This window comes from Frederiksenia canicola (assembly GCF_011455495.1).
Lineage (GTDB): Bacteria > Pseudomonadota > Gammaproteobacteria > Enterobacterales > Pasteurellaceae > Frederiksenia > Frederiksenia canicola.
Genome location: NZ_CP015029.1, coordinates 118,611 through 145,001, shown reverse-complemented (window position 1 = coordinate 145,001; position 26,391 = coordinate 118,611). Strand labels below are relative to the sequence as shown.

The window sequence follows — 26,391 nt, the reverse complement described above, 5'->3', positions numbered from 1 at the left end:
CTGATTTTTTCTGGATTTTACAAATTTACCACAAACTTGCCAACACCAAGTTCATCTTCTTTGCGGGTGCGGTTGATGACACTTTGTGGCGATTCAACCACTCTTAAGCCCATTTGCTCTTCGGTGCGAACCACTTCACCACGCAGGGAGTTGGTATAAACATCGGTGATTTTTACATCGACAAATTTACCGATCATATCTGGCGAGCCTTGGAAGTTCACGATACGGTTAGTTTCGGTACGCCCTGTCAATTCCATTAAATCTTTTTTCGATGGACCTTCAACCAAAATGCGTTGTTCTGTACCAAGCATCAAGCGGCTGAATTGCATTGCCTGATGGTTGATGCGTTGTTGCAGACGGTAGAGACGATCTTTTTTCTCGTCTTCGCTCACATCATCGGGCAAATCTGCCGCGGGTGTACCTGGGCGAGCGGAGTAGATAAAGCTGAAGCTCATATCGAAATTGACTTGCTCGATGATTTTCATCGTGTCTTCAAAATCTTTTGCCGTTTCTCCTGGAAAGCCGACGATGAAATCGGAACTGATTTGAATATCAGGGCGAGCCTCACGTAACTTGCGGATAATCGCTTTGTATTCTAAGGCAGTGTGGTTACGTTTCATCATCGTTAGCACGCGATCTGAGCCGCTTTGGATTGGCAAATGCAAGAAACTAACTAATTCTGGTGTGTCACGATAAACTTCGATGATGTCGTCAGTAAACTCAATCGGGTGGCTGGTAGTGAAACGCAAGCGGTCAATGCCGTCAATCGCAGCAACAAGACGAAGTAATTCCGCAAAGGTGCAGATGCCACCGTCAAAGGTTTCACCGCGGTAAGCGTTCACGTTTTGACCAAGTAGGTTCACTTCACGCACGCCTTGTGCAGCCAGTTGAGCAATTTCAAATAAAACATCATCAACAGGACGGCTCACTTCTTCGCCACGGGTATATGGCACAACGCAGAATGAGCAATATTTGTTACAGCCTTCCATAATCGACACAAATGCCGTTGGACCTTCGGCTTTTGGCTCAGGTAAGCGGTCAAATTTTTCAATTTCTGGGAAGCTAATATCGACGATCGAACTTTTCCCGCCACGAATTTGGTTGATCATTTCAGGTAAGCGGTGCAAGGTTTGTGGCCCGAAAACGATGTCCACGAACGGTGCACGTTGGCGAATATGCTCACCCTCTTGTGAGGCGACACAACCGCCGACGCCGATAATTAAGTTAGGTTTGGTGTTTTTCCACGTTTTCCAACGTCCGAGCTGTGAGAACACTTTTTCCTGTGCTTTTTCCCGAATGGAACAGGTGTTGAGCAATAAAACGTCCGCATCTTCAGGGTTTTCGGTCAATTCAAAACCATGAGTGCTGTTTAAAAGGTCAGCCATTTTGGACGAGTCGTATTCGTTCATCTGGCAGCCCCAAGTGGTAATATGTAATTTTTGTGTCATCTTGAAATAGTAGGTAAATTAAAAGGTTAAATAGACTGCAAGGCATTAAGCAGAAAATGGGGGGTATTTTACCCGTTTGTGTGAAGTATGGCTATAGAAAACGGCTGATTTGCTCGATGGAACAGGCACTGAGTTATAGAGATGTTTGATATAAGTCGTTATGGACGAGCAAATACCAGTTTAGAATTTTTCGCTCAAAAGAAAAGCCACCTACTTGGTGGCTTTAATCTTGTAAGGGGTTATTTAGTGATAGTTAAAACAACACTTTCGCCTTTCACGACTTCACCAGTGTGTTTTTGTAAATTGCTGATTTCATCCATATTGGAAATCACAACTGGGGTGAGCACTGATTTTGCTTTTGACTCTAAAAGAGCAAGATCGAATTGAATGATTGGATCACCTACTTTTACTTTTTGGCCTTCTGTCGCTAAGCGAGTGAAGCCTTCGCCTTTGAGTTCAACAGTGTCGATACCAAAGTGAACGAATAATTCAATACCTTCGTCTGATTCAATTGAAAATGCGTGATTAGTTTCAAAAATTTTACCGATTGTGCCGTTTACTGGAGCGACAATGACATCTCCATTTGGACGTACTGCAATACCATCGCCGACGATTTTTTCAGAGAAAACCACATCAGGAACATCTTCGATATTGACAATCTCACCTGAAAGTGGAGCATAAATGTTTACTTCTTTAGACGCAGAATCTTTCTTGCCGCCAAAAAGTTTATCTAAAAAACCCATAATTAAATCTCCATTACTTAAATGAACAAAATTCCCAGCTATTTTAGCTGAGAATTTTGTATTTGTATCTAATTAGTTCAATTTTTGATAGAAGTCATCAACTAATTTTTCAATATCCGCTGCTGTTGGCTGTTGTAATGCGGCATCAGCAAGAGCTTTAGCATCGGCAAATGTGATATTGCGAACCAGTTTTTTTACATGTGGAACGGAAATACCACTCATACTGAATTCGTCTAATCCCATACCGAGTAACAAGGCGGTAGCTCGTACATCACCCGCTAACTCACCACACATTCCAGTCCATTTGCCTTCAGCGTGAGAGGCATCAATCACTTGTTTGATCAAGTTCAATACGGATGGCGTAAGTGGATTGTATAAATGGGCAATGAGTTCGTTACCACGATCTACTGCAAGTGTATATTGAGTTAAATCGTTGGTACCGATACTGAAGAAATCGACTTCTTTTGCAAGATGGCGAGCATTGACGGCAGCGGACGGTGTTTCCACCATTACGCCGATTTGAATATTTTCATCAAAGGCTTTGCCTTCTGCACGAAGCTGCTCTTTCAACGTTGCGACGATGCCTTTTAATTCACGGATTTCTTCCACGGAAATAATCATCGGGAACATCACCGCTAATTTACCGAACGCTGAAGCACGCAAGACCGCACGTAGTTGGGTGTCGAGAATTTCACGACGATCTAAGCCAATACGTACTGCACGCCAGCCAAGGAATGGGTTCATTTCTTTTGGTAAATCTAAATAGGGCAATTCTTTGTCGCCACCGATATCCATGGTACGTAATACTACAAGTTTGCCACCCATGGCTTCTACCACTTCCTTGTAGGCTTCAAATTGTTCATCTTCCGTTGGTAAATGGTTACGATCCATAAATAAGAATTCGGTACGGTATAAACCAACACCTTCACCGCCGTTACGCAATACGCCTTCTACATCACGAATAGTCCCAATATTACCAACGACTTCAATACGGTGTTCGTCCAAGGTTTCCGCTGGCAAGTCTTTCAATTTGGCTAGTTCTGCTTTTTCCGCTTGCTCTTTTGCTTGCTGTGCTTTGAAAGCTTCAACTTGTTCGTTGGATGGATTGATATGAATTTGGTTGTTAGTCGCATCTAAAATGATCAGATCGCCTGTGTTCACTAATGAGGTGATATTATTCGTCCCCACAATGGCAGGCAACTCTAACGAACGTGCCATAATTGAGGTGTGAGAGGTTCGACCGCCAATATCAGTAATGAACCCTAACACTTTGTCTAAATTCAGCTGAGCAGTTTCAGATGGCGTTAGATCGTAAGCAATCAGGATTGCTTCTTCTTGAATATCGCCTAAATCAACAATGTGCATATTCAGAATATTGCGTAACAAGCGGTTACCAATATCACGAATATCGCCAGCCCGCTCTTTTAAATATTCATCATCAATGTCGGCTAACATGGCGACTTGCATGTCGATAATTTTGCTGGTTGCAACATCCGCTGTTACAAGGTGTTCTTCTAAATAGCCTAAAATTTCTTCTTCAAGCTCTTCATCTTCTAAGATCATTAAATGACCCTCAAAGATTGCTTCTTTTTCTTCACCTAGTGTGCGGCGTGCTTTTTCTTTGATTGCCGTCAGCTGTGCTGCGGCTTTTTCACGGCCTGCAAAGAATTTTGCTTTTTCTGCGTCAACTTGTTCTGCCGAAATTTTTTGCGTATTTAAAACGATAGGTTCTTCTTTTAGCACAAGAGCTTTGCCGAAAACTACACCCGGCGAAGCAGCGATACCAGTAATCATAATCGAATCCTTGGTTGAAAATAGAAAAAAGGACTTTATCACGTTTAAATCGTCATAAAGTCCGTAAAAGGTATTATTCTAAAGTTGGGATTAAATCGACTAAGAAATCGACCGCTTTTTGCTCGTCTTCACCTTCAGCCGAAATGGTGATAACGGTTCCCTGTGCTAAACCTAATGTTTGGAGTTTGAATAAACTTTTCGCACTTGCACTTTTGCCACCAGAAGTTACAGTAATGTCTGATGCAAAACCTTTCGCAGCCTTAACGAATTCAGCGGCTGGGCGAGTGTGCAAACCATTTGCACCAACGATAGTCACGTCTTTTGAGTACATTTTGAGTTCCTCTTTGTTATGTCAAAAATGGTCAATAGCCTTGAAGAATATAGAGCTATTGAAAGTTAAATTCTTGCTCACTTTACTATAAAACTGAGCGAAATACACGCTAAAAGCATCAAAATAAAAGGTGATTTACATTTTAACAGTATTTATTTTATTTCGTGAAGAAAATCGTTTGCGTTAGCTCAAACTTTTCTGAGTTTTTTCGATTTTTCGTCGATGCTGCCGGATTTGGCAGTCTTCCTATTTTTTTGATTGCATTTCCCCACGAAATCTTGTATTTATCCACCCATTTCTTTTCAAACACAACTTTACTTTTATTAGGAGCAAAAAATGCAAAATGTAGGTTTTATCGGCTGGCGTGGAATGGTCGGTTCGGTCTTAATGGATCGAATGGTGCAAGAAAACGACTTCTCTAACATTAATCCTATCTTCTTCACCACTTCACAAGCGGGGCAAAAAGCCCCTGTTTTTGCAGGTAAAGACGCAGGTGAACTTAAAAATGCTTTCGACATTGATGAGCTGAAAAAACTCGACATTATCGTGACTTGTCAAGGCGGCGATTACACCAACGAAGTATATCCAAAATTAAAAGCAACTGGCTGGAATGGCTACTGGATTGATGCGGCATCAGCATTACGTATGAAAGACGATGCAATCATTGTGCTTGACCCAGTGAATCAACACGTTATCGACCAAGGCTTAAAAAATGGTGTGAAAACCTTTGTGGGTGGAAACTGTACCGTCAGTTTGATGTTAATGGCGATTGGCGGCCTGTTTGAGCGTGATTTAGTGGAATGGGTTTCGGTGGCAACCTACCAAGCTGCATCGGGTGCAGGTGCCAAAAATATGCGTGAATTGCTTTCACAAATGGGTGAATTAGAAGAGAGCGTTAAAGCAGAACTTGCTGATCCAGCATCATCCATTTTAGATATTGAACGCAAAGTTACCGCCAAAATGCGTGATGATGCATTCCCAACCGACAACTTCGGTGCTCCGCTTGCGGGTAGCTTAATTCCTTGGATCGACAAATTGTTACCAGAAACAGGACAAACCAAAGAAGAGTGGAAAGGCTACGCCGAAACCAACAAAATTTTGGGCTTGAGCGAAAATCCAATTGCGGTTGATGGTTTGTGTGTTCGCATCGGAGCATTACGCTGCCATAGCCAAGCATTCACCATCAAACTGAAAAAAGATTTACCGTTGGCGGAAATTGAACAGATCATTGCCAGCCACAACGAATGGGTGAAAGTGATCCCGAACGATAAAGAAACCACTTTGCGTGAACTCACTCCAGCGAAAGTGACTGGCACCTTGAGCATTCCAGTCGGCCGTTTACGCAAACTCGCCATGGGCGGTGAATATTTGGCAGCATTCACCGTTGGTGACCAGTTATTATGGGGGGCTGCGGAGCCTGTTCGCCGTATTTTAGTGCAATTAGTGAAGTAATTTTTCTGCGCTAAATGCATACACAAGCGGTCAGATCCTGAAAGTTTTTTGCAAATCGCCTTGCAAAACGTTTGATGGATCTGACCGCTTGTTTTTTTTACCTTTTTATTTAAGTGTAGAGTGACACTATTTACTTTTTGTTTTTTGTGGCTAAAATAGCCCGCAATTATCCCTTGAAAAGGACAAACTATGTTAAAGATGAATGAGTTGGTCAAACTCAGCCAAACCCCCAAATCGACGATTTTGTATTATGTGAAAGAAGGGTTGTTGCCCGAACCGCATAAAGACAAGCCGAATTTTCATCTTTATGATGAAAAGTGCGTCAAGCTGATTGAATTTATTCGCTATTTACAAAGTAATTTTTATGCCACGATTTCGCAGATTAAAGCCTTATTTGCTTCGCCTGCTTTTGATGTCGACAATCCTTACGAAAGTTTGATTAGTTCACTGTCTATCATTATGGGGGCTGAGAGTGAAACTTTTAGTGAAACGGAGCTTTGCCAACAATTTCACATTTCTGCTGAGCAGCTACAACAGTGGGTTACACAAGGCTTGATCACGCCTCGTGATAATATTTTTACTGCCAAAGAACGCGATATTTTAGCGATTCTATGCCGTTCTAACGCGGCAGAGTTGGGCGTGATTGCACAATATGCAGAAGTAGCAAAAAAGCTTGCAGTGCAAGAAGCAGAAGTCACAATCAATGCACTAGAAAATAGTTCAGAGAAAGATCAAAAACTCAAGCATCTGTTTGATATTTTGTTAGTGCTTAAGCCTTATGTGTTAAATATGCAAACTTTAAAAACTTACCAGCAGGGGAGTCAACTATGAAACTCTGGAAATATGCGGGCTTTTTGCCTTATTTAGCTATTGCTTTTCTCAATGCAAGTGTCGATTTGGCACATAAAATCACGATTCAAAATGTCCTGTTAAAAAGTTTTGAAGGCGATACTTTAGTCATGCTAACTGCAGTGATTAACGCAATGATTTTATTGCCCTTTATTCTGCTTTTCTCACCGTCAGCGTTTTTAAATGACACCTTTTCTCGTACCAAAATTATTCGTATTAGCAGCTTGGCAGCCGTTGCGATCAGTGCGTTGATTGCTGTCTGTTATATGATGGGGCAATTTTATTTCGCATTTGGTTTAACGCTGTTGCTAGCGGCTCAAAGTGCGATTTATTCGCCTGCGAAATACAGCATCATCAAATCCATTGTTGGCACAGAGCAGCTAGGAATGGCAAATGGTGTGATTCAGGCTCTCACTATTATGGCAATTCTCTTTAGCTCATTTGCTTTTTCGTTTTTCTTTGAGGCCCATTATGTAGCTGCGAACGATCCCAATGTTATTTTGCAAAGTGTATGGCCAATCGGTGTCGCGTTAGTTGTATTGAGTATATTAGAGGCTATTTTTGCGTTCCGAATTCCATTTTTCGCTCATCAGCAAGCAGAGCAAGATGGCAAATTTAGTACTGTGGAGTATCTCAATTTCACTTATTTCAAACAGAATATTCGTTCGCTGCGAGCAGATAAGAATATTTGGTTAAGTGTAATTGGATTAAGCCTATTTTGGGGTGTTTCACAAGTGATTGTGGCAGCCTTTCCGGCACACTATAAAACATTTTTTAATGGTGATAACGCGATTGTGATTCAAGCGATTTTGGCGGTCAGTGGTGTAGGGTTGATGATGGGCTCTTACCTTGCTGGGAAAATGTCTAAGCTTCATATTGAGTTAGGTATTGTGCCGATTGGAGCATTGGGTATTTTTGTGTCGTTATTTGGCTTAACAATGGCAAGTAGCGAGCTTTGGTTAGGGATTTGCTCTTTCAGCTTCGGTGTATTTGGTGGGCTATTTATTGTGCCTCTGAATGCGACTATTCAATTTTTTGCCCCAGAAGCACAAAGCGGCAAAATTATGGCTGGCAATAATTTTATGCAGAACATTGCGATGGTGCTATTTTTATCGCTTAGCATTGTGTTTGTGCAACTCGCTATTTCAACAACGGGCTTGTTTATCTTCTCCTCATTAGTCTGTTTGGTCGGGAGCTTTTATGCAATGTTACAGCTCCCGCATCTTTTTACTCGCTTGCTGTTGCTACCGATTTTAAAAACAAGCTATCGTTTTAATGTTGAAGGTTTGAAAAATCTCCCACAAAGTGGTGGTGTACTGTTATTAGGTAATCATATTAGCTGGATCGACTGGCTTGTATTGCAAGCCGCAAGCCCACGGGCAATTAAGTTTGTGATGTATCGTCCGATTTACAATAAATGGTATCTCAACTGGTTTCTACGCATTTTCAACGTGATTCCAATTGGCGGTGGAGCAAGTCGAGAATCCATCCAAACAATCCGTAGTTACTTAGAAAAAGGTGAAGTTGTTGCCCTGTTTCCTGAAGGTCATATTAGCTATAACGGGCAGATCAATGAATTTCAAAAAGGGTTTGAATACGTTTTAAAAGACCTAGAAAACGTCGCTGTCGTGCCATTTTATTTGCGTGGCTTATGGGGCAGTAGTTTCTCTCGAGCAGAAAGTTACTATAAAGCATTAACCAAAAGACGTGGCAAACGAGATGTGCTTGTCGCTTTTGGTAAACCGATTAATCGCTTTATTGACCGAGTGGAAATGAAACAGAAAGTCGTTGAGCTCTCTTTTAGTGCGTGGCAGCGTTTTATTCGTCGTCAAAAACCACTCACAGAGCATTGGTTATCTTCGGCTAAATCGGATCTCTTTAAGACTAGCGTAGTGGATGCTCAAGGAATGAAGTTGAGTAACTTAAAGCTGATGGCCGCCGTGTTTAGTTTTGTTAAGCAATTACGTCAACAATTGAAAGATCAAAAGCATATTGGCGTTGTATTGCCAAGTTCTGCCGCAGGATCGATTGTGAATATGGCATTGTTATCAATGGGTAAAGTGCCTGTAAATCTCAACTATACCTTGAGCGAACAGACGATGGCAAAAGCCTTAGAGAAAGCACAAATTCGTACGGTGATCAGTTCGGCAAAGTTTTTAGAGAAACTGACGGCTCGTGGGTTTGATTTCAAAGCTGTCTTACAGGATAAGCTGATCTTTGCTGAAGATCTTGGCAAAGCGATCAGCAAAAGTAGCAAAATTCGTAGTCTGTTGATGGCATTACTCGCACCGAAATGGCTGTTGAAATTGTGCTATTTCTCACCAGTTAGTTTAAATGATACGGCAACGATTCTGTTTAGTAGTGGCAGTGAAGGGGAGCCAAAAGGAATTGAGCTAAGTCATCAAAACTTGCTGATGAATATCAAGCAAGTAAGCGAGCTACTCAACTTCCGAAAAGATGATGTTATTTTAAACTCTCTGCCAATTTTCCACTCTTTTGGGCTGACGGTAACCACGCTTCTGCCATTGTGTGAAGGCATTAAAATGGTAAGTGTGCCAGATCCTACTGATGGTGAAATGGTTGGAAAAATGTGTGCTAAACAGGGGGTAACAATTCTGTTTGGGACATCTACATTCTTCCGATTGTACACTCGCAATCGAAAACTGCACCCGTTGATGTTCCAACGAGTACGTATGGTAATTGCGGGGGCAGAAAAGCTCAAAGCAGACGTCAAAGAAGCGTTCCGTTTGAAATTCGGATTAGAGATTTATGAAGGTTATGGTACGACAGAAACTGCACCAGTGGCGGCAGTGAATCTACCAAATATGTTAGACAAAGACAGTTTGAAAGAGATGACCTTTAATAAAGCGGGTTCAGTGGGGCTCCCTTTGCCGGGTACGGTGATTAAAATTGTTGATCCTGACACGCTTACTGAGCTGCCAATAAGCGAAAATGGCCTAATTGTGATTGGCGGTGGGCAAGTAATGAAAGGTTACTTGAATGAGCCAGAGAAAACTGCAGACGTCATTTTTGAACAAGATGGTGTGCGTTACTATAAAACGGGTGATAAAGGCAACATTGATGAAAATGGCTTTATTACGATTGTCGATCGCTATTCCCGTTTTGCTAAAATTGGTGGCGAAATGATAAGCCTAGGTAGTGTTGAAGAGCAGATTGGCAAAACGTTAGGCGATGAGGCGACGTTTGTGGCAACGGCAATTAATGACGAAAAGAAAGGCGAAGCTGTGGTGCTCTTGGTGAAATCAGAATTGCCGCTGAGCGAAATTGAGCAACGCATTAAAGCGGCCGAAATGCCGGCGATTATGCAACCGAGTTGCATTTTCCAAGTGGCAGAAATCCCAGTGTTAGGCAGTGGTAAAATTGATTTCAAAGGGGCGAGAACCCTTGCGATTGAGCTAAGCGAGAACGCTTAGAGAGATACCAACAAGCGGTCAGATCCGGAAAGTTTTTTGCAAATCACCTTGCAAAACGTTTGACGGATCTGACCGCTTGTATTAGAGATTTGCCAACCACAATCGCACTTTCAATCCCCAATAGCTTGTGAGTCCTGTGGTGTAGTGTTGAATTTTTCCATCTTTTATCAGCAAAATCGTTGGGGTAGCTTGGATATCCCAGCTTTTGGAAAATTCGCCTGTTGGATCATTAAGGGTGGGGAAGCTATAGCCGTTCTGGGTTAAATAGTTTTGCACAGCTTCATTCGATCCCGATTTTAATGCAACGCCCAACACTTCGATACCGCTATCTGCGAGTTGTTGCACTGCAGGCGACGTGTATTCACAAAACCCACACCAACTGCCCCAAAAATAGAGCAACATAGGTTTGTTATGGCTAAGTTGAGCCAGTATTTTGGGCTGCTGATGAATGTCGTTTAATACCTGTTGAGCAAACTGAGCAGGTGCGGTTGGCTTTCGGTACCAATCCACTGCAACACTTAAGACAATAAATAGCCCACCGTAGAGAAAAAAATTGCGGAGAAAGCGTTTAAGAAAAGCGGATTTATTCATGATTTTCTTTCCTTGCATGTGCCGTTTGGGCATAAAACGCCGCTCCACGAGCAAGCATACGAAGTTGCATAATTACCCGTTTTTTCAATTGGTTACGTTCTTGTTCATTCATATCAAGTGCATGGGAGCCAGCGGTGAAAACCAAGGTGACTAACCCTTCCGATTCAATATACGCCAATTCACGATCGATCAATGGGTTTTGGAGTTGGGTATATTCCGCTAATTCAGCAACAAAATGTTGGATTTCACGGCTAGCGGCAGTACGAAATGCTTGAGAGGTGCCAGAGCTTTCCCGTAGCAATAAGCGGAACATATTCGGGCGATCTTCAATAAATTCAAAGAATGTTTCAACAGAGGTTGCCACGACAGAGCCGCCATTTTCTAAACGCTTGCGTGCTTGTCGCATTAATTGGCGAAGAATCAGCCCTGATTCATCCACCATTGCTAAGCCAAGTTCGTCCATATCTTTAAAATGGCGGTAGAAAGACGTGGGGGCAATGCCGGCTTCACGGGCGACTTCCCTAAGGCTTAAATTGGAAAAACTTTTTTCCGCCGTGAGTTGATTAAAGGCAGCATCAACTAAAGCACGGCGGGTTTTCTCTTTTTGAACTGCACGAACTCCTATGCTCATTGTTGACCGTCCATAATTTCTTTAATTGCTTTGGCAAGTTGCTCGTAACGTTGGCGAAGTGGTGTGCCAGGTCGGTAAATTAGTCCCACGGCACGATAAGGTTCAGGATCAGTAAAGGTGAGATAGGTTAAATTAGGATTTGGATTCACTTGTGTGGCGAGTTCAGGAATCAACGCAATGCCAACATCGGCAGCGACCATATTACGTAAGGTCTCAAGGCTGCTGGCTTTAAATCGAGGGTTCTCTTTTGCTCCAATGGAGGTGCAGTAACTCATTGCGTGGGTGCGTAAGCAGTGACCGCTGTCTAGCATCAGCAGTTCTTGATCTCGCAATTGATTTAGTGCTAAGCAATCCATTTTTGCCCAAGGATGGGAGTTTGGTACAGCAAGTCGCATTTTTTCATTGAAAAGTGGTACTTCAATAAAGTTCTCGCTTGCGGGAGTAAATGCAACAATGCCACAATCCAGCTGACCTGACTCCAGTTGTTCCACTAAAACTGATGTTTGTAATTCGTAAATATAGATGTCTAATTCGGGAAAGCGTTTTTTGAGTTGTGGCAAAATTAGCGGAGAGAGATAAGGACCGAGAGTTGGGATCAAGCCAATTAAAATCGGCCCAGACATCTCTTTGCCTTGATTACTTGCCATTTCTTTGAGAATTTTGACTTCTCTTAACACGGATTTCGCTTGCTCAACTAATACCAATCCTGCTTGGGTAAAAAGCACTTTGCGGCTGGTACGTTCTAGTAAAATGGTGCCGAGTTCGTCTTCTAACTTGCGGATCTGTCCGCTTAATGTGGGTTGGCTCACATTACAAGCGTCAGCGGCTTTACGGAAATGTTTAAAATCTGCCAAGGCGATCAGATACTCTAAATCACGAATGTTCATCAGTTTCTCCTATCAATTTTGGCCCAAATTATGCCATAGTTTCGCTGACAAGCGGTCAGATTTTCAGAAAGTTTTGCAAAAAAGTGCTACACTACGGTCAATTTTTCTCAACGAGATCGCAGGATGAGCCAAAGTTTAACCCCTTTTCATACCTTCCATTTACCTGTCAATGCCAATCAAATTATCACCGTCACAACGGTTGAGCAATTATTGCACGAATGGCAGAAGGCGGTAGCCGATAAACAACCTGTATTATTAGTTGGAAAAGGCAGTAACTTATTGTTTTTAGAAGATTTTGCTGGCAAAGTATTGATTAATCAACTCAAAGGCATTGAGCATCGCCAAGACGATGATTTTCACTACTTACAAGTGGCAGGCGGAGAAAACTGGCATGAACTGGTGCAATGGACTCTCGCTCAAGGTATTTATGGATTAGAAAACTTAGCATTAATTCCTGGTTGTGTTGGCTCCGCCCCAATTCAAAATATTGGTGCTTATGGCGTGGAGTTTGAGCGTTTTTGTGATTTTGTCGATGTACTTGAATTGCCAACAGGAAAATCGTTCAAATTGAGCAAAGCAGAATGTCAGTTTGGTTATCGAGAAAGCGTGTTTAAACATCAGTATAAGACAGGTTACGCCATTGTAGCGGTGGGGTTGAAATTGCCTAAAGTTTGGCAGCCAGTGTTATCGTACGGAACCTTGGCACAGTTTGATCCGCAAGCGGTCACTTCCGAGCAAATTTTTGCAGAAGTTTGTGCGGTGCGTTCAGCAAAATTACCTGATCCAAATGAATACGGCAATGCGGGCAGTTTCTTCAAAAATCCGATTGTGTCACCTGAAATATTTTCAACTATTCAGCAGGCTTATCCGACCGTCCCGCACTATCCGCAAACCGATGGCTCAATTAAATTGCCAGCGGGCTGGCTGATTGATCAATGCCAATTAAAAGGCTTCCAAATCGGTGGTGCGGCAGTACATACGCAGCAAGCCCTTGTGCTAATTAACAAAAACAATGCAACAGGACAAGACGTGTTGGCATTGGCGAAAGCCGTTCGTTACCAAGTTCGAGAAAAATTTGGTGTTGAATTGCACCCAGAAGTGCGATTCATCGGTAAAGATGGCGAAGTGGACAGCGAGAGTGTAACACGATGAAGCTAAACCAACGTGTTATTCAGCAAGCCTTGCTTTGCGGCGAAGTTAATGTTTTTGAGCAAATTGATTCAACCAACGAGTATTTGCTCAACCATTATCGTGAATTGCCAAGCGGCTCTCTCTGCCTTGCCGAAAGCCAAACTGCGGGACGTGGACGCCGTGGGCGGCAATGGTTTTCGCCGATTAGCCAAAATCTCTATTTTTCCATGCTATGGCGGTATGAATTGGCAGAAATCTCACAAATATCCTCACTCAGTTTAGTGGTGGCAATCACCATTGCAGAAACTTTTGAGCAACTTGACGTCAGCGATATTCAGATTAAGTGGCCGAATGATATTTACTATCAGGGTAAGAAAATGGGCGGCATTTTGATTGAAAGCCGAATGGATAGCAATCACGCTTATTTGGTGATTGGCATCGGCTTGAATTTAGCAATGCAGAATGTGGATCCAAAAGTCGTAACCCAACCTTGGGCAGATCTAGCAGACTATCAATTTGATCGCAACCAGATCGCTGCCATGTTAGCGAAGAAACTGCAACATGCACTGATCGCATTTCCCCACCACCCCTTTGATGAATATCTCCCTCGTTGGCAAAAATTTGATCTTTACTATCAAAAACCAGTTAAATTGCTTACAGAACAAGGTGATATTCACGGAATCTCTCGTGGTATCAATGAGAATGGTGAATTATTGTTAGCACAGACTGACGGTATCAAAACCTTCGCCATTGGCGAAATCTCGTTAAGAGCGGATTAAAAATAAAGGTATGTCATTGACATACCTTTTTGCGTTTTAATTAGACGCTAAATTGAGTTTTTTCACAATGAAATTGAGTAATACGCCGTAAAGTGGCACGAACAGCAGTAGGCTCACAAACAATTTGAATGCGTAATCGACAGAGCCAATAGCGAACCAGTTTTCTGCCATAAAGGCGTCTTCGCTTTGGTAGAACGCCACGGCAAAGAACACGAAGGTGTCGATCAGGCTGCCGAACGTGGTTGAGCTCGCCGGGGCAAGCCACCAGGTTTTGCCTTGACGCAAGCGGTTGAAAACGAAGATATCCATTAACTGCCCCACGGCATACGCCACAAAACTGGCTAACGCAATACGGAATACGAACAGATTAAACTCGCCTAAGGTCGTAAAACCTTGGAATGTACCTTCAAAAAACAGCACTGAGACGATATAGCTGACGACAAGTGCTGGGATCATCACCACAAAAATAATTTTGCGAGCAAGTGCTGCTCCAAATACTCTTACAGTTAAATCTGTGGCTAAAAAGATAAATGGAAAGGTAAATGTGCCCCAAGTGGTTGGGATGGCGATGTCAGTAAATGGAATTTTTATTTCAAAGGTAATCTGCACTAAATAGTTGCTGATGGTGATAATAAAAATGTGGAAAAACGCTAACAATAGCAAAGAACGACACTGGGCATCGGAAAAGTGAATGGTCATTTTGTGTCCTTTTTAATACAAAAATTGAGCTAGGGTTAGGGAACCTAGCGGTTAAACAGGGGCGGAATAATACAGAGCAAGGAGAAAAGGTCAAGGAAAAATTGATGGGCAACAAGCGGTCAGTTCCTGAGAAAGTTTTGCAAAAAACTGGGTGTAACTGACCGCTTGCGTAGGTTATTTACCGTCCCACGCTCTTAAGGCTTTGTGGCGGGCTTGGTTTTTCTCGTCGGCACTTAACTTATAGTTGTAGTTAAATACTGCACCTTCCCAGTCGCCATAATTTGGGTTTGGTAATACGATGAATTTTTTACCAAAGGCTTTTTGATTGGCTTCCACGAAGGCACGGCGGTCGGCATTTGATTTTTTGTAGGGCTCATCACCGAAATCGTTTAAGTTGTCACCGATAAATAATACGATTTCATAGCCCATTTTTTCAATTTCTGCAAAGCGAGCAGATTTGCTTGATTTGTCTTTTTTCAAGAACAGGGTGTCTTCACTTGCACCTTGGAAGCCAAGGGTTTTCATATCATCCAATGTGCCTGCTTTTTCACCTTGATCCTTACGATTTGAAACATAGAACATTTTGCCTTTGTGGCTGTTTACATAGTTGTTGAACTCAACGGCACCCGCAATCGCTTTAGTTTGGCGAGCGTTTACCCAGCGGGTCCAGTCCTTGCCGTCAAAGGCTTTGTTGTTTTGAATTTGCCATGCGGCGTAGGCACTGTTATCCATCATCGTTTCATCTAAATCGACCACTACCGCTTTTTTCTTGCCTTTTGCCACTTTGGCGTTGTCGAATGCCACTTTTGCAGTATTAAATGCTTGGTAAGCAAGAGCCTGATATTCACCTGACTCTTGCATCCAGTTCACGCCAAGCATCGCGTGTTGTTGTAGTTTGGCTTCACCAGCGTTGCTTGGTGCTTGGGTACAAGCAGTTAAAGCAAAAACGGTACTAAGTGCAATGGCGGATAACTTGATTGAAGTTTTCATACTTTTCTCCTTATTTTTTGAATAAAAAAGCCCTATGGATCACAGGGCTTGGGGGGTTATAGCTTAGCTGAAAGCATCGCTTCTAATTTTTCTTGGTCGATAGCAAATTTGCGGATACCTTCCGCTAATTTTTCTACCGCCATTGGATCTGAATTGTGTTCCCAATAGAATTCGGCTTCCGTCATCCGTGCTGGACGCACTTTCACTTCGCCGTTAAAGGCTAATTTACGCACAAGCGGTTGATTGCTTTCTTGCAACTCTTTTAATAACGCTGGTGCGATAGTTAAGCGGTCGCAGCCAGCCAACTCGGTGATTTCACCTACGTTACGGAAACTTGCACCCATTACCACTGTGTTATAGCCGTATTCTTTGTAGTAGTTGTAAATAGAAGTGACAGAAATCACACCTGGATCTTCCGCGGATGCGAATTCTTTTTTCTCACCGTTGGCTTTGTACCAGTCAAGGATACGACCAACGAATGGTGAGATTAAGTAAACGCCAGCTTCCGCACAGGCACGGGCTTGGGCTTGAGAGAAGAGTAGGGTCAAGTTACAGTTGATGCCTTCTTTTTCAAGCTGTTCAGCCGCCTTGATGCCTTGCCAAGTCGAAGCAATTTTGATCAAAATACGATCATTGCTAATGCCCGCGGCATTGTATAAGCCGATCAATTTGCGTGCTTTGGCAATGGTTTTTTCTGTGTCGTAAGAGTAGCGAGCATCCACTTCAGTTGAAATACGACCTTTCACCACTTTTAAAATTTCTAAACCGATGTTCACCGCCAGTTTGTCTTCTGCATCAATCAATTGTTGAGCTTTGTCATTGCTTTGTGCTTTGGCGTAAGCAACAGCTTCGTCAATTAATGGTGCATATTGTGGTAGTGCAGAAGCACTTAAAATCAAAGAAGGGTTTGTGGTCGCATCTTCTGGTTGGTAAGCTTTGATAGCGTCAATGTCGCCAGTGTCCGCAACCACAACGGTCATTTCGCGTAATGCATCTAATTGATTCATAAATTCCTCATACAGATAGAAGTGAAAAAGTGTGCCTATAATAGCAGTAACTGAAAAGAGAAAATAGAAAGAATTTTGATTGAGGCGATAGATTTTGCAAAGTTTGTCAGAAAACCGACCGCTTATCGCTAATAAAATCAGCCAAACTGCACTGTTCAACAAGCGGTCGGTTTTCTCAAAAAATTTGCAAAAATTGCTTACGCGGAATTCTAAAATTTCTATAATGTACCCCAAACCACACTGCGACTGAGACACGATCCAGACTTCTACGGGAGGCAGCAGTGGGGAATTTTGAGCAGTGGGCGAAAGCCCGAGCCTGCCATGCAACCCACGTGTGTGAAGAATAGAATGAGTCAAGTATTTAAACAGTATACTAAGGAGCGAGCATGAACCAAAAAGTAAAAAATCTGCTGGAAATAAGCAAATTAACACCTGTTTTTGCGGTGGAAAATGTACAGAAAACCGCCGGATTTTATACCAAACATTTAGGTTTTCAGTTGGCTTTTGCCGTTCCTAATCACGATGCAGTGGAGGAAAGCTTTGAAAATGGCAAAGAATATCGTTATGCGATGCTGAAATCGGGGAAAGCAGAGATCGCATTTCAGCGATTAGATACTTTTCAAAACGACATTCATTTTGCTAAAAATCAACCTATTGGGGCTTCAGTCTCTTTTTATATGGATGTTGATAATATCGAAGATTTATACAATCGGTTAAAGTCTGAAAATTTAGAAATAACCGAACTGAAAACAACTTGGTATGGCGTTCTCGAATTTTACCTGAAAGACTTAAACGGATACACTTTGGGCTTTGCCAAAGCAGCGTAAAATTAATCTAATGAATTTAGTTTATTAGTTGATTTAAGAACAGTTAACTTAATGCAGAACCCGTTAGGAGTAATCATGAACCCAAAAGTAAGAAATCTGCTGAATGACTGGCAAACGGTTAATCCCGATTTGTATGAAATCGCCAATAGTGTACGCATGAGAATATTGCAACTGGCAGGTACAGTTGATGAAGAAGTGAAATATAGCGGTATTCTGTTTGCCGCACCTGTACCGTTTTGCGGCATTTTTGTTTATAAGCAACATGTATCGGTGGAATTTAGTCATGGCGCCAAGATAGTAGACCCGCACGGTTTATTAGAAGGAAAAGGCAAAGGACGTCGTCATTTGAAATTACACACACTTGAAGACGTAGAAAATAAGCATTTGGCGGATTACTTACAATTGGCACAAAAAGTAGCGGAGTAAATGGAACCGACCGTAAATCTTTTCCTTTTTTCTTGAAAGAATGCGAATTTCGTTATAGAAATCAGCCAACCTGAATAGTTTTTCAACAAGTGGTCATATTTTTCAAAAAAATTGCAAAAAAGACTTGCGCGGATTTCGGATTTCTCTATAATGCGCACCACACAACGACGCACTGTTGTGAACGGATTAGGTTATTACGGTGCGTCGTTGTTTTTTGCTCTTTAATAATGAATCAGACAATCTGTGTGGGCACTTGTTGATGTGATTTTGAAGTGAAATATTATTTAATTTTGAAGTCTTAATAAGTGCTTAACTTGAAATTCATAATGAATATTATTGATTTTTTTATAGTCAGTATTTATTGAGCGATTAAACTTTTTGAATTGAAGAGTTTGATCATGGCTCAGATTGAACGCTGGCGGCAGGCTTAACACATGCAAGTCGAACGGTAGCAGGAGAAAGCTTGCTTTCTTGCTGACGAGTGGCGGACGGGTGAGTAATGCTTGGGAATCTGGCTTATGGAGGGGGATAACTACGGGAAACTGTAGCTAATACCGCGTAATATCGAGAGATTAAAGACTGGGACCTACGGGCCAGTTGCCATAAGATGAGCCCAAGTGGGATTAGGTAGTTGGTGGGGTAAAGGCCTACCAAGCCCGCGATCTCTAGCTGGTCTGAGAGGATGACCAGCCACACTGGAACTGAGACACGGTCCAGACTCCTACGGGAGGCAGCAGTGGGGAATATTGCACAATGGGGGGAACCCTGATGCAGCCATGCCGCGTGAATGAAGAAGGCCTTCGGGTTGTAAAGTTCTTTCGGTGGTGAGGAAGGTATCAACTTTAATAGAGTTGGTAATTGACGTTATCCACAGAAGAAGCACCGGCTAACTCCGTGCCAGCAGCCGCGGTAATACGGAGGGTGCGAGCGTTAATCGGAATGACTGGGCGTAAAGGGCACGCAGGCGGATTGTTAAGTGAGATGTGAAAGCCCCGGGCTTAACCTGGGAATTGCATTTCAGACTGGCAATCTAGAGTATTTTAGGGAGGGGTAGAATTCCACGTGTAGCGGTGAAATGCGTAGAGATGTGGAGGAATACCGAAGGCGAAGGCAGCCCCTTGGGAATATACTGACGCTCATGTGCGAAAGCGTGGGGAGCAAACAGGATTAGATACCCTGGTAGTCCACGCTGTAAACGATGTCGATTTGGGGATTGGGGTTTAACTCTGGTGCCCGAAGCTAACGTGATAAATCGACCGCCTGGGGAGTACGGCCGCAAGGTTAAAACTCAAATGAATTGACGGGGGCCCGCACAAGCGGTGGAGCATGTGGTTTAATTCGATGCAACGCGAAGAACCTTACCTACTCTTGACATCCATGGAAGTTCGCAGAGATGTGAATGTGCCTTCGGGAACCATGAGACAGGTGCTGCATGGCTGTCGTCAGCTCGTGTTGTGAAATGTTGGGTTAAGTCCCGCAACGAGCGCAACCCTTATCCTTTGTTGCCAGCGATTAGGTCGGGAACTCAAAGGAGACTGCCAGTGATAAACTGGAGGAAGGTGGGGATGACGTCAAGTCATCATGGCCCTTACGAGTAGGGCTACACACGTGCTACAATGGTGCATACAGAGGGAAGCAAAATGGCGACATGGAGCAAATCTCACAAAGTGCATCTAAGTCCGGATTGGAGTCTGCAACTCGACTCCATGAAGTCGGAATCGCTAGTAATCGCAAATCAGAATGTTGCGGTGAATACGTTCCCGGGCCTTGTACACACCGCCCGTCACACCATGGGAGTGGGTTGTACCAGAAGTAGATAGCTTAACCGCAAGGGGGGCGTTTACCACGGTATGATTCATGACTGGGGTGAAGTCGTAACAAGGTAACCGTAGGGGAACCTGCGGTTGGATCACCTCCTTACCGAAGTAGAAATGACACAATAAGCGCTCACACAGATTGTTTGATAGAAAGACAAAAAAACTGAAGGTCATCCGTTGGGTCTGTAGCTCAGGTGGTTAGAGCGCACCCCTGATAAGGGTGAGGTCGGTGGTTCAAGTCCACTCAGACCCACCACTCAAACAGGTAACAAGCAAAGCAATAGGCTAAAGCAAGTTAATAATGAGTGAAGAAAACGGAAGTGATGAATGGGGATATAGCTCAGCTGGGAGAGCGCCTGCCTTGCACGCAGGAGGTCAGCGGTTCGATCCCGCTTATCTCCACCAACTCATCATACCTAAGGTTGCAAGCGGTCAGTTTTTGCGAAAGTTTTGCAAAAGCCTTTGTGATTTTAGGTATGATGAGTGAAACAGAAATGTTTCATTGTCTATAGTTCTTTAAAAAATAGGAAACAAGCTGAAAAACTGAGAGATTTTCGAAAGAAAGTCTGAGTAGTAAAAATCTTGTGTGAACAAAAGCACACAAGTAGTAGTTTTTGATTATCAGCTTTAAATATTTTGATGATTGTTTAATAACAATATTATCTAAAAATGTTTGAGGTTGTATGGTTAAGTGACTAAGCGTACACGGTGGATGCCTAGGCAATCAGAGGCGATGAAGGACGTGCTAATCTGCGAAAAGCTTGGATGAGTCGATAAGAGGCGTTTAATCCAAGATGTCCGAATGGGGAAACCCGATAAGCGAAGAGCTTATCATTATTTACTGAATCCATAGGTAAATAAGGCAAACCGGGAGAACTGAAACATCTAAGTACCCCGAGGAAAAGAAATCAACCGAGATTTCGTTAGTAGCGGCGAGCGAACGCGAAGGAGCCATTCAGTTATAGCACAAGACTTAGAGGAATGAGTTGGGAAACTCAATCAAAGAGGGTGATAATCCCGTACTTTAAAAGCCTTGTGTGGAACTAAGCTGAAAATAAGTAAGGCGGGACACGTGATATCCTGTCTGAAGATGGGGGGACCATCCTCCAAGGCTAAATACTCCTGATTGACCGATAGTGAACCAGTACTGTGAAGGAAAGGCGAAAAGAACCCCGGTGAGGGGAGTGAAATAGAACCTGAAACCGTGTACGTACAAGCAGTGGGAGCCAACTTGTTTGGTGACTGCGTACCTTTTGTATAATGGGTCAGCGACTTATATTTTGTAGCAAGGTTAACCGAATAGGGGAGCCGTAGGGAAACCGAGTCTTAACTGGGCGTCTAGTTGCAAGGTATAGACCCGAAACCCGGTGATCTAGCCATGGGCAGGTTGAAGGTTGGGTAACACTAACTGGAGGACCGAACCGACTAATGTTGAAAAATTAGCGGATGACTTGTGGCTGGGGGTGAAAGGCCAATCAAACCGGGAGATAGCTGGTTCTCCCCGAAATCTATTTAGGTAGAGCCTTATGTGAATACCTTCGGGGGTAGAGCACTGTTTCGGCTAGGGGTCCATCCCGGATTACCAACCCGATGCAAACTGCGAATACCGAAGAGTAATGCATAGGAGACACACGGTGGGTGCTAACGTTCATCGTGGAGAGGGAAACAACCCAGACCGCCAGCTAAGGTCCCAAAGTCTATATTAAGTGGGAAACGAAGTGGGAAGGCTTAGACAGCTAGGATGTTGGCTTAGAAGCAGCCATCATTTAAAGAAAGCGTAATAGCTCACTAGTCGAGTCGGCCTGCGCGGAAGATGTAACGGGGCTCAAATATAGCACCGAAGCTGCGGCATCAGAGTCAAATCTGTTGGGTAGGGGAGCGTTGTGTAAGCGGATGAAGGTGAATCGAGAGGTTTGCTGGACGTATCACAAGTGCGAATGCTGACATAAGTAACGATAAAACGAGTGAAAAACTCGTTCGCCGGAAGACCAAGGGTTCCTGTCCAACGTTAATCGGGGCAGGGTGAGTCGGCCCCTAAGGCGAGGCTGAAAAGCGTAGTCGATGGGAAACGGGTTAATATTCCCGTACTTGGTTATATTGCGATGTGGGGACGGAGAAGGTTAGGTAAGCAGACTGTTGGATGTCTGTTTAAGCCGGTAGTTGGGGTAGGTAGGCAAATCCGCTTACCCAATTTAAACAACGAGAAGTGATGACGAGTTCCTAAGGGAATGAAGTTACTGATACCACGCTTCCAGGAAAAGCCACTAAGCTTCAGATATAACTAAACCGTACTGAAAACCGACACAGGTGGTCAGGTAGAGAATACTCAGGCGCTTGAGAGAACTCGGGTGAAGGAACTAGGCAAAATAGCACCGTAACTTCGGGAGAAGGTGCGCTGGCGTAGGTTGTAGGAGTTTACCTCCGAAGGCTGAACCAGTCGAAGATACCAGCTGGCTGCAACTGTTTATTAAAAACACAGCACTCTGCAAACACGAAAGTGGACGTATAGGGTGTGATGCCTGCCCGGTGCTGGAAGGTTAATTGATGGTGTTATCGAAAGAGAAGCTCCTGATCGAAGCCCCAGTAAACGGCGGCCGTAACTATAACGGTCCTAAGGTAGCGAAATTCCTTGTCGGGTAAGTTCCGACCTGCACGAATGGCATAATGATGGCCAGGCTGTCTCCACCCGAGACTCAGTGAAATTGAAATCGCCGTGAAGATGCGGTGTACCCGCGGCTAGACGGAAAGACCCCGTGAACCTTTACTATAGCTTGACACTGAACATTGAATTTTGATGTGTAGGATAGGTGGGAGCCTATGAAGCAGGAACGCTAGTTCTTGTGGAGGCGTCCTTGAAATACCACCCTTTAACGTTTGATGTTCTAACGAAACACCAAGTACAGGTGTTCGGACAGTGTCTGGTGGGTAGTTTGACTGGGGCGGTCTCCTCCCAAAGCGTAACGGAGGAGCACGAAGGTTTGCTAATGACGGTCGGACATCGTCAGGTTAGTGCAATGGTAGAAGCAAGCTTAACTGCGAGACAGACAAGTCGAGCAGGTGCGAAAGCAGGTCATAGTGATCCGGTGGTTCTGAATGGAAGGGCCATCGCTCAACGGATAAAAGGTACTCCGGGGATAACAGGCTGATACCGCCCAAGAGTTCATATCGACGGCGGTGTTTGGCACCTCGATGTCGGCTCATCACATCCTGGGGCTGAAGTAGGTCCCAAGGGTATGGCTGTTCGCCATTTAAAGTGGTACGCGAGCTGGGTTTAGAACGTCGTGAGACAGTTCGGTCCCTATCTGCCGTGGGCGTTGGATGATTGAGAGGGGCTGCTCCTAGTACGAGAGGACCGGAGTGGACGCATCACTGGTGTTCCAGTTGTCTCGCCAGAGGCACTGCTGGGTAGCTAAATGCGGAAGAGATAAGTGCTGAAAGCATCTAAGCACGAAACTTGCCTCAAGATGAGTCATCCCTGACATTAAGTCAGTAAGGGTTGTTGTAGACTACGACGTAGATAGGTGGGGTGTGTAAGCGTTGCGAGACGTTGAGCTAACCCATACTAATTGCCCGAGAGGCTTAACCATACAACCTCAAGCGTTTTTGGAAAGAAGAAAGAAGCCAAAAGCGGTTGAGAAGAAAGCTAAACGAAAAGACAAAGCGAGAGCGAAGTGAAAGAAAATCAAACAGACAGCTTGTTTCAGATTAAAGGCGACGTAAGAAGCCAAGAATAGAGAACGAAAAAATAAAGACGAACAAAGACAACAACAGGATTTTCCTGATGGCCATAGTGCTGTGGTCCCACCTGATTCCATTCCGAACTCAGAAGTGAAACGCAGTGACGCCGATGGTAGTGTGGGGTTTCCCCATGTGAGAGTAGGGCACCATCAGGGTTTTATTGGACCCCTTGCAAGTACTCGGTTGAGTACAGTGCAAGGGTTTTTTGTTTTGGGGAAGGGGAAAAGGAAAGAGAAGACTTTGTAAAAGATGGTACTAAAGTGACCGCTTGTAATTAGGTTTTCTTATTTAGAGCATAACTTAACATTTCTTTACTTTTTCGTCCAAAATGTTACATTGATCACATTTTTTAAATAGAGAATAGATGTATGAGAGAGCTTGTTTTAAATCCACCAACTGTTTCAAATAGCTGTTTGGATTTAGCAAGCTCGCTCACATTTGCCAAAAAACGTGTAGACGCATTGGAAGCTTATCGCATCAAGCGACTATTAAATAATTGTAGCGAAGGTTTTCAAACAGTTTTTTCGTTGTTGCCTGTCCTAATTCATTATAACCATCCGAGTTTGCTTTGTTATACGGAAAACGCTCCGTATGGGTTATATGATTTCCATTTAGATTCTACCCAACAAAAGTATTTAGAATCTCTTATTGAGCAGCCTTTATTCGCAAATAGATTTGCCCAATTCGATGCACTTTATGTAATGGGAAGTCTTGGTTCAGTAACACAGAATTCGCTCTCTGATATTGATTTATGGCTTTGCCGTTCCCTGCGGTTATGCCCAAATCAAGAAAAGTCATTGAATGATAAGTTAGATAAAATCAAAAATTGGGCAAAATCTCTCGGTGTGGATATCCATTTCTATCTAATGAACCCTGAGGAATTTTCGGCTCGTGAATATCGTAATGATATTAGTACGGAGAATAGTGGTTCGGCCCAACATTACTTATTGTTAGATGAGTTTTATCGTTCTGCAATTCGGTTGGCAGGAAAACGAGTGCTTTGGTTACACATGCTGGATAGTGAGCGTCCTTATACAGAAGTTATTGCAGAAGGTGTTTCTCAGAGAATTATTCATTTAGAGGAATGGATAGATTTTGGTGATTTTTCTGATCTTTCATTGAGCGAATATTTTGGGGCTAGTTTATGGCAACTTTATAAAGGAATTAATAGTCCATATAAATCGGCGATCAAGATTTTTCTTCTTGAGAGTTACGCGGAAACTTATCCTGATACGCATTTAATCTCTCGGAAATTTAAGCAGTTATTGCTTTCAGATCAAGCTGTGAGTTATCACTTTGACCCTTATCTTGCGATGCTTGAGCAAGTAACGATCTATTTAGAAAAACGTAAAGAGTTCAATCGACTAGAGTGTTTGCGTTATTGTTTCTATGTGAAAGCAACGGAAGGTCAGTTAGATGATTGGAGGCGACAAGAGCTCCGTAAACTTGCTTTTTCTTGGGGATGGCATGAACAAGAAATGTTATCGCTTGAAGCAAAAAGTGAATGGAAAATAAAACAAGCCATGCGGCATCAGAAAATGCTGGTTGCTCAGTTATTGCAAAGTTATCGTAATTTAATTAATTTTGCCCGTAAATTTCATATTGATCCAAGCATTATGCCTCAAGATACGGATCTTTTGATGAGAAAACTTTACTCGGTATTTGAGATTTCTCCCGGTAAGGTTGAGTTGATTAATGGAAAAATTGCGAAAAACTTAGGCGAAAATGAACTGACTTTTGTTGAAGTTACTGAGAATAGTGCGACTAAAGCCGGATGGTATTTGCTCAATCATGCACCATTGAGTGCTTATGATTCTAATAAACGTTATGTTCAGTATCATAAATCGTTAAACAAACTAGTTGCGTGGGCTTATTTTAATGGGATCCTGACAGTAAATAGCCAATTGCATCTTGTTAGTCAAACTGTGAGTTTATCTAAACTTCGCCAATTTATCGCTGATTTACGGCTTTCATTTCCTGCACAAGCACCCAAAATGACGGATGATGACCTTTATCATCCAAACGAAATTCGTAACTTAATTGTTGCGGTAAATTTAACTAAGGATCCAACAACAAAGTTGCGTTCCCGTCGTGAATTATCACAAATTGACTTGTTAAACTTGAGTTTATCCAATCAAGGGGTTATTGGTAGTGTTAGTGTGATGTATCGAAATATGTGGAATGAAATTATCACACAGCATATTGAGGGGCAGGACTCTATTTTAAAAGCATTAAAGCTAATTTCCAATAAAATTTATCGTAGCTCTGCCCCCCCGCAATCAGTTAGTGTGTTTTGCTATAGTTCTCAGCTTCGTAATGAGTTACAAAAATTTGTGACGGCATTAGTTCATCGCTGTATTTCTGTACAAACAGGAACGATGTTTGAGAAGCAATCTTACACATTTAAACTTGCGGGTAAAAAGTGGCAGTTCGTTTTTAATCAGCAGGTGGAGCTAAAAGAGTTGCCTTTAGACGAACAGAAAAACGAGAGATTGAACGCACCAAAAGTAATTTATAATTTTGCTAGCGAGGGTTTTTTACAGTTCTTTTTTGAAGATAATCCAGATGAGACTTTTAATGTCTATGCTCTAGATAAGCAGAATCATCTTGAGACTTATTTGAATTGTATAGGAAGAAAAGAAGAAAAAATAACTCGAATTATTCGTTCTTATACGGAAAATGATAATTCAGAGAGCGCTGATTACATTGAGAGTTTTAATTATCCGCAGTTTTATCAGTTACTTAAGGAAGAAAACGAAACAATTATTGTGCCATTTCAAAGCAAGCGGCACCGAGACTATATTCAGAATATGTAAA

The 26,391-nt window shown here is 42.9% G+C and carries 18 protein-coding genes, 2 tRNA genes and 3 rRNA genes; 13 read left to right on the top strand and 10 right to left on the bottom strand.

From position 1 onward, the window contains the following. Positions 1-17: 17 nt before the first annotated feature. From miaB to A4G17_RS00660, 4 genes are all read right to left on the bottom strand, one after another. Positions 18-1,448 carry a tRNA (N6-isopentenyl adenosine(37)-C2)-methylthiotransferase MiaB gene (miaB, locus tag A4G17_RS00675; protein WP_123956752.1) on the bottom strand — a complete coding sequence of 477 codons (1,431 nt, stop codon included), beginning with the start codon at positions 1,446-1,448 and terminating at the stop codon, positions 18-20. Between the two features lie 239 nt (positions 1,449-1,687). After that, positions 1,688-2,191 carry a PTS glucose transporter subunit IIA gene (gene crr, locus A4G17_RS00670; RefSeq protein ID WP_123956751.1) on the bottom strand — a complete coding sequence of 168 codons (504 nt, stop codon included), beginning with the start codon at positions 2,189-2,191 and terminating at the stop codon, positions 1,688-1,690. Between the two features lie 72 nt (positions 2,192-2,263). Beyond that, positions 2,264-3,985 (bottom strand): phosphoenolpyruvate-protein phosphotransferase PtsI, encoded by a 1,722-nt coding sequence (gene ptsI / locus A4G17_RS00665; RefSeq protein ID WP_123956750.1) that lies wholly within the window; start codon positions 3,983-3,985, stop codon positions 2,264-2,266. A gap of 73 nt (positions 3,986-4,058) precedes the next feature. Further along, on the bottom strand, positions 4,059-4,316 hold the full coding sequence (locus A4G17_RS00660; protein WP_123956749.1) for an HPr family phosphocarrier protein: 258 nt from the start codon (positions 4,314-4,316) through the stop codon (positions 4,059-4,061). Positions 4,317-4,652: 336 nt separating this feature from the next. On the opposite strand from A4G17_RS00660, the gene asd reads away from it, so the two are divergent. The 3 genes from asd to A4G17_RS00645 all read left to right on the top strand — a co-directional run bounded on the left by asd (position 4,653) and on the right by A4G17_RS00645 (position 10,051). Further along, the gene (gene asd / locus A4G17_RS00655; protein ID WP_123956748.1) at positions 4,653-5,768 is read left to right on the top strand and encodes an aspartate-semialdehyde dehydrogenase; all 1,116 of its coding nucleotides are present in this window, start codon (positions 4,653-4,655) and stop codon (positions 5,766-5,768) included. Positions 5,769-5,957: 189 nt separating this feature from the next. Further along, positions 5,958-6,599 (top strand): MerR family transcriptional regulator, encoded by a 642-nt coding sequence (locus A4G17_RS00650; protein ID WP_123956747.1) that lies wholly within the window; start codon positions 5,958-5,960, stop codon positions 6,597-6,599. Next, positions 6,596-10,051, top strand: coding sequence for an acyl-[ACP]--phospholipid O-acyltransferase (locus tag A4G17_RS00645; RefSeq protein WP_123956746.1), 3,456 nt, complete (start codon positions 6,596-6,598; stop codon positions 10,049-10,051). The genes A4G17_RS00650 and A4G17_RS00645 overlap by 4 nt, the downstream gene beginning before the upstream one ends. An 81-nt stretch (positions 10,052-10,132) precedes the next feature. Here the strand turns inward: A4G17_RS00645 and A4G17_RS00640 are convergent, their stop codons facing one another. Genes A4G17_RS00640 through oxyR form a run of 3 tightly spaced genes read right to left on the bottom strand, consistent with a single transcriptional unit; the run spans position 10,133 to position 12,160 of the window. Next, positions 10,133-10,642: a protein disulfide oxidoreductase gene (locus A4G17_RS00640; RefSeq protein ID WP_207948554.1), complete on the bottom strand. Its 510-nt coding sequence runs from the start codon at positions 10,640-10,642 to the stop codon at positions 10,133-10,135. Then, complete coding sequence (gene fabR / locus A4G17_RS00635; protein WP_123956745.1) at positions 10,635-11,273, bottom strand: HTH-type transcriptional repressor FabR; 639 nt, start codon at positions 11,271-11,273, stop codon at positions 10,635-10,637. The genes A4G17_RS00640 and fabR overlap by 8 nt, the downstream gene beginning before the upstream one ends. After that, the gene (oxyR, locus tag A4G17_RS00630; RefSeq protein WP_123956744.1) at positions 11,270-12,160 is read right to left on the bottom strand and encodes a DNA-binding transcriptional regulator OxyR; all 891 of its coding nucleotides are present in this window, start codon (positions 12,158-12,160) and stop codon (positions 11,270-11,272) included. The genes fabR and oxyR overlap by 4 nt, the downstream gene beginning before the upstream one ends. A gap of 123 nt (positions 12,161-12,283) precedes the next feature. On the opposite strand from oxyR, the gene murB reads away from it, so the two are divergent. Both murB and A4G17_RS00620 read left to right on the top strand, forming a co-directional pair. Beyond that, positions 12,284-13,312, top strand: a complete 1,029-nt coding sequence (gene murB / locus A4G17_RS00625; RefSeq protein ID WP_123956743.1) for a UDP-N-acetylmuramate dehydrogenase — start codon at positions 12,284-12,286, stop codon at positions 13,310-13,312. Further along, entirely contained in the window at positions 13,309-14,070 is a 762-nt protein-coding gene (locus A4G17_RS00620) for a biotin--[acetyl-CoA-carboxylase] ligase (protein WP_123956742.1), read from the top strand. Before murB ends, A4G17_RS00620 begins: the two co-directional genes overlap by 4 nt. Before the next feature lie 36 nt (positions 14,071-14,106). On the opposite strand, the gene A4G17_RS00615 is transcribed toward A4G17_RS00620, so the two are convergent. From A4G17_RS00615 to tal, 3 genes are all read right to left on the bottom strand, one after another. Further along, a complete protein-coding gene (locus A4G17_RS00615) occupies positions 14,107-14,769 on the bottom strand; it encodes a 7-cyano-7-deazaguanine/7-aminomethyl-7-deazaguanine transporter (protein WP_123956741.1) in 663 nt (220 codons plus the stop codon). Between the two features lie 174 nt (positions 14,770-14,943). Beyond that, positions 14,944-15,759, bottom strand: coding sequence for a 5'-nucleotidase, lipoprotein e(P4) family (locus tag A4G17_RS00610; protein ID WP_123956740.1), 816 nt, complete (start codon positions 15,757-15,759; stop codon positions 14,944-14,946). Positions 15,760-15,815: 56 nt separating this feature from the next. Continuing rightward, positions 15,816-16,766 carry a transaldolase gene (gene tal, locus A4G17_RS00605; RefSeq protein ID WP_123956739.1) on the bottom strand — a complete coding sequence of 317 codons (951 nt, stop codon included), beginning with the start codon at positions 16,764-16,766 and terminating at the stop codon, positions 15,816-15,818. 386 nt (positions 16,767-17,152) lie between these two features. Between tal and A4G17_RS00600 the strand changes: the two genes are divergently transcribed. The 8 genes from A4G17_RS00600 to A4G17_RS00565 all read left to right on the top strand — a co-directional run bounded on the left by A4G17_RS00600 (position 17,153) and on the right by A4G17_RS00565 (position 26,390). After that, positions 17,153-17,593: a VOC family protein gene (locus A4G17_RS00600; RefSeq protein ID WP_207948553.1), complete on the top strand. Its 441-nt coding sequence runs from the start codon at positions 17,153-17,155 to the stop codon at positions 17,591-17,593. 75 nt (positions 17,594-17,668) lie between these two features. Further along, the gene (locus tag A4G17_RS00595) at positions 17,669-18,019 is read left to right on the top strand and encodes a DUF1801 domain-containing protein (RefSeq protein ID WP_123956738.1); all 351 of its coding nucleotides are present in this window, start codon (positions 17,669-17,671) and stop codon (positions 18,017-18,019) included. Between the two features lie 380 nt (positions 18,020-18,399). Next, positions 18,400-19,939 (top strand): 16S ribosomal RNA (locus tag A4G17_RS00590). A gap of 76 nt (positions 19,940-20,015) precedes the next feature. Further along, positions 20,016-20,092 (top strand) — tRNA-Ile (locus A4G17_RS00585). Between the two features lie 73 nt (positions 20,093-20,165). Then, positions 20,166-20,241, top strand: a tRNA-Ala gene (locus A4G17_RS00580). Between the two features lie 280 nt (positions 20,242-20,521). Continuing rightward, positions 20,522-23,423 (top strand): 23S ribosomal RNA (locus A4G17_RS00575). Positions 23,424-23,613: 190 nt separating this feature from the next. Beyond that, positions 23,614-23,729 (top strand): 5S ribosomal RNA (rrf, locus tag A4G17_RS00570). Together the 16S, 23S and 5S rRNA genes with 2 tRNA genes alongside form the textbook arrangement of a ribosomal RNA operon. A gap of 213 nt (positions 23,730-23,942) precedes the next feature. Further along, a complete protein-coding gene (locus A4G17_RS00565; RefSeq protein WP_123955570.1) occupies positions 23,943-26,390 on the top strand; it encodes a class I adenylate cyclase in 2,448 nt (815 codons plus the stop codon). The last annotated feature ends 1 nt before the right edge of the window (position 26,391 follow it).

What these genes read in the sequence shown, in the direction of transcription:
- ptsI (WP_123956750.1), bottom strand. Translation starts at nt 3,985, where the DNA reads ATGATTACTGGTATCGCTGCTTCGCCGGGTGTAGTTTTCGGCAAAGCT.
- A4G17_RS00600 (WP_207948553.1), top strand. Translation starts at nt 17,153, where the DNA reads ATGAACCAAAAAGTAAAAAATCTGCTGGAAATAAGCAAATTAACACCT.
- A4G17_RS00640 (WP_207948554.1), bottom strand. Translation starts at nt 10,642, where the DNA reads ATGAATAAATCCGCTTTTCTTAAACGCTTTCTCCGCAATTTTTTTCTC.
- A4G17_RS00615 (WP_123956741.1), bottom strand. Translation starts at nt 14,769, where the DNA reads ATGACCATTCACTTTTCCGATGCCCAGTGTCGTTCTTTGCTATTGTTA.
- A4G17_RS00620 (WP_123956742.1), top strand. Translation starts at nt 13,309, where the DNA reads ATGAAGCTAAACCAACGTGTTATTCAGCAAGCCTTGCTTTGCGGCGAA.
- murB (WP_123956743.1), top strand. Translation starts at nt 12,284, where the DNA reads ATGAGCCAAAGTTTAACCCCTTTTCATACCTTCCATTTACCTGTCAAT.
- oxyR (WP_123956744.1), bottom strand. Translation starts at nt 12,160, where the DNA reads ATGAACATTCGTGATTTAGAGTATCTGATCGCCTTGGCAGATTTTAAA.
- asd (WP_123956748.1), top strand. Translation starts at nt 4,653, where the DNA reads ATGCAAAATGTAGGTTTTATCGGCTGGCGTGGAATGGTCGGTTCGGTC.
- A4G17_RS00660 (WP_123956749.1), bottom strand. Translation starts at nt 4,316, where the DNA reads ATGTACTCAAAAGACGTGACTATCGTTGGTGCAAATGGTTTGCACACT.
- A4G17_RS00645 (WP_123956746.1), top strand. Translation starts at nt 6,596, where the DNA reads ATGAAACTCTGGAAATATGCGGGCTTTTTGCCTTATTTAGCTATTGCT.
- A4G17_RS00650 (WP_123956747.1), top strand. Translation starts at nt 5,958, where the DNA reads ATGTTAAAGATGAATGAGTTGGTCAAACTCAGCCAAACCCCCAAATCG.
- A4G17_RS00595 (WP_123956738.1), top strand. Translation starts at nt 17,669, where the DNA reads ATGAACCCAAAAGTAAGAAATCTGCTGAATGACTGGCAAACGGTTAAT.
- tal (WP_123956739.1), bottom strand. Translation starts at nt 16,766, where the DNA reads ATGAATCAATTAGATGCATTACGCGAAATGACCGTTGTGGTTGCGGAC.
- crr (WP_123956751.1), bottom strand. Translation starts at nt 2,191, where the DNA reads ATGGGTTTTTTAGATAAACTTTTTGGCGGCAAGAAAGATTCTGCGTCT.
- fabR (WP_123956745.1), bottom strand. Translation starts at nt 11,273, where the DNA reads ATGAGCATAGGAGTTCGTGCAGTTCAAAAAGAGAAAACCCGCCGTGCT.
- A4G17_RS00610 (WP_123956740.1), bottom strand. Translation starts at nt 15,759, where the DNA reads ATGAAAACTTCAATCAAGTTATCCGCCATTGCACTTAGTACCGTTTTT.
- A4G17_RS00565 (WP_123955570.1), top strand. Translation starts at nt 23,943, where the DNA reads ATGAGAGAGCTTGTTTTAAATCCACCAACTGTTTCAAATAGCTGTTTG.
- miaB (WP_123956752.1), bottom strand. Translation starts at nt 1,448, where the DNA reads ATGACACAAAAATTACATATTACCACTTGGGGCTGCCAGATGAACGAA.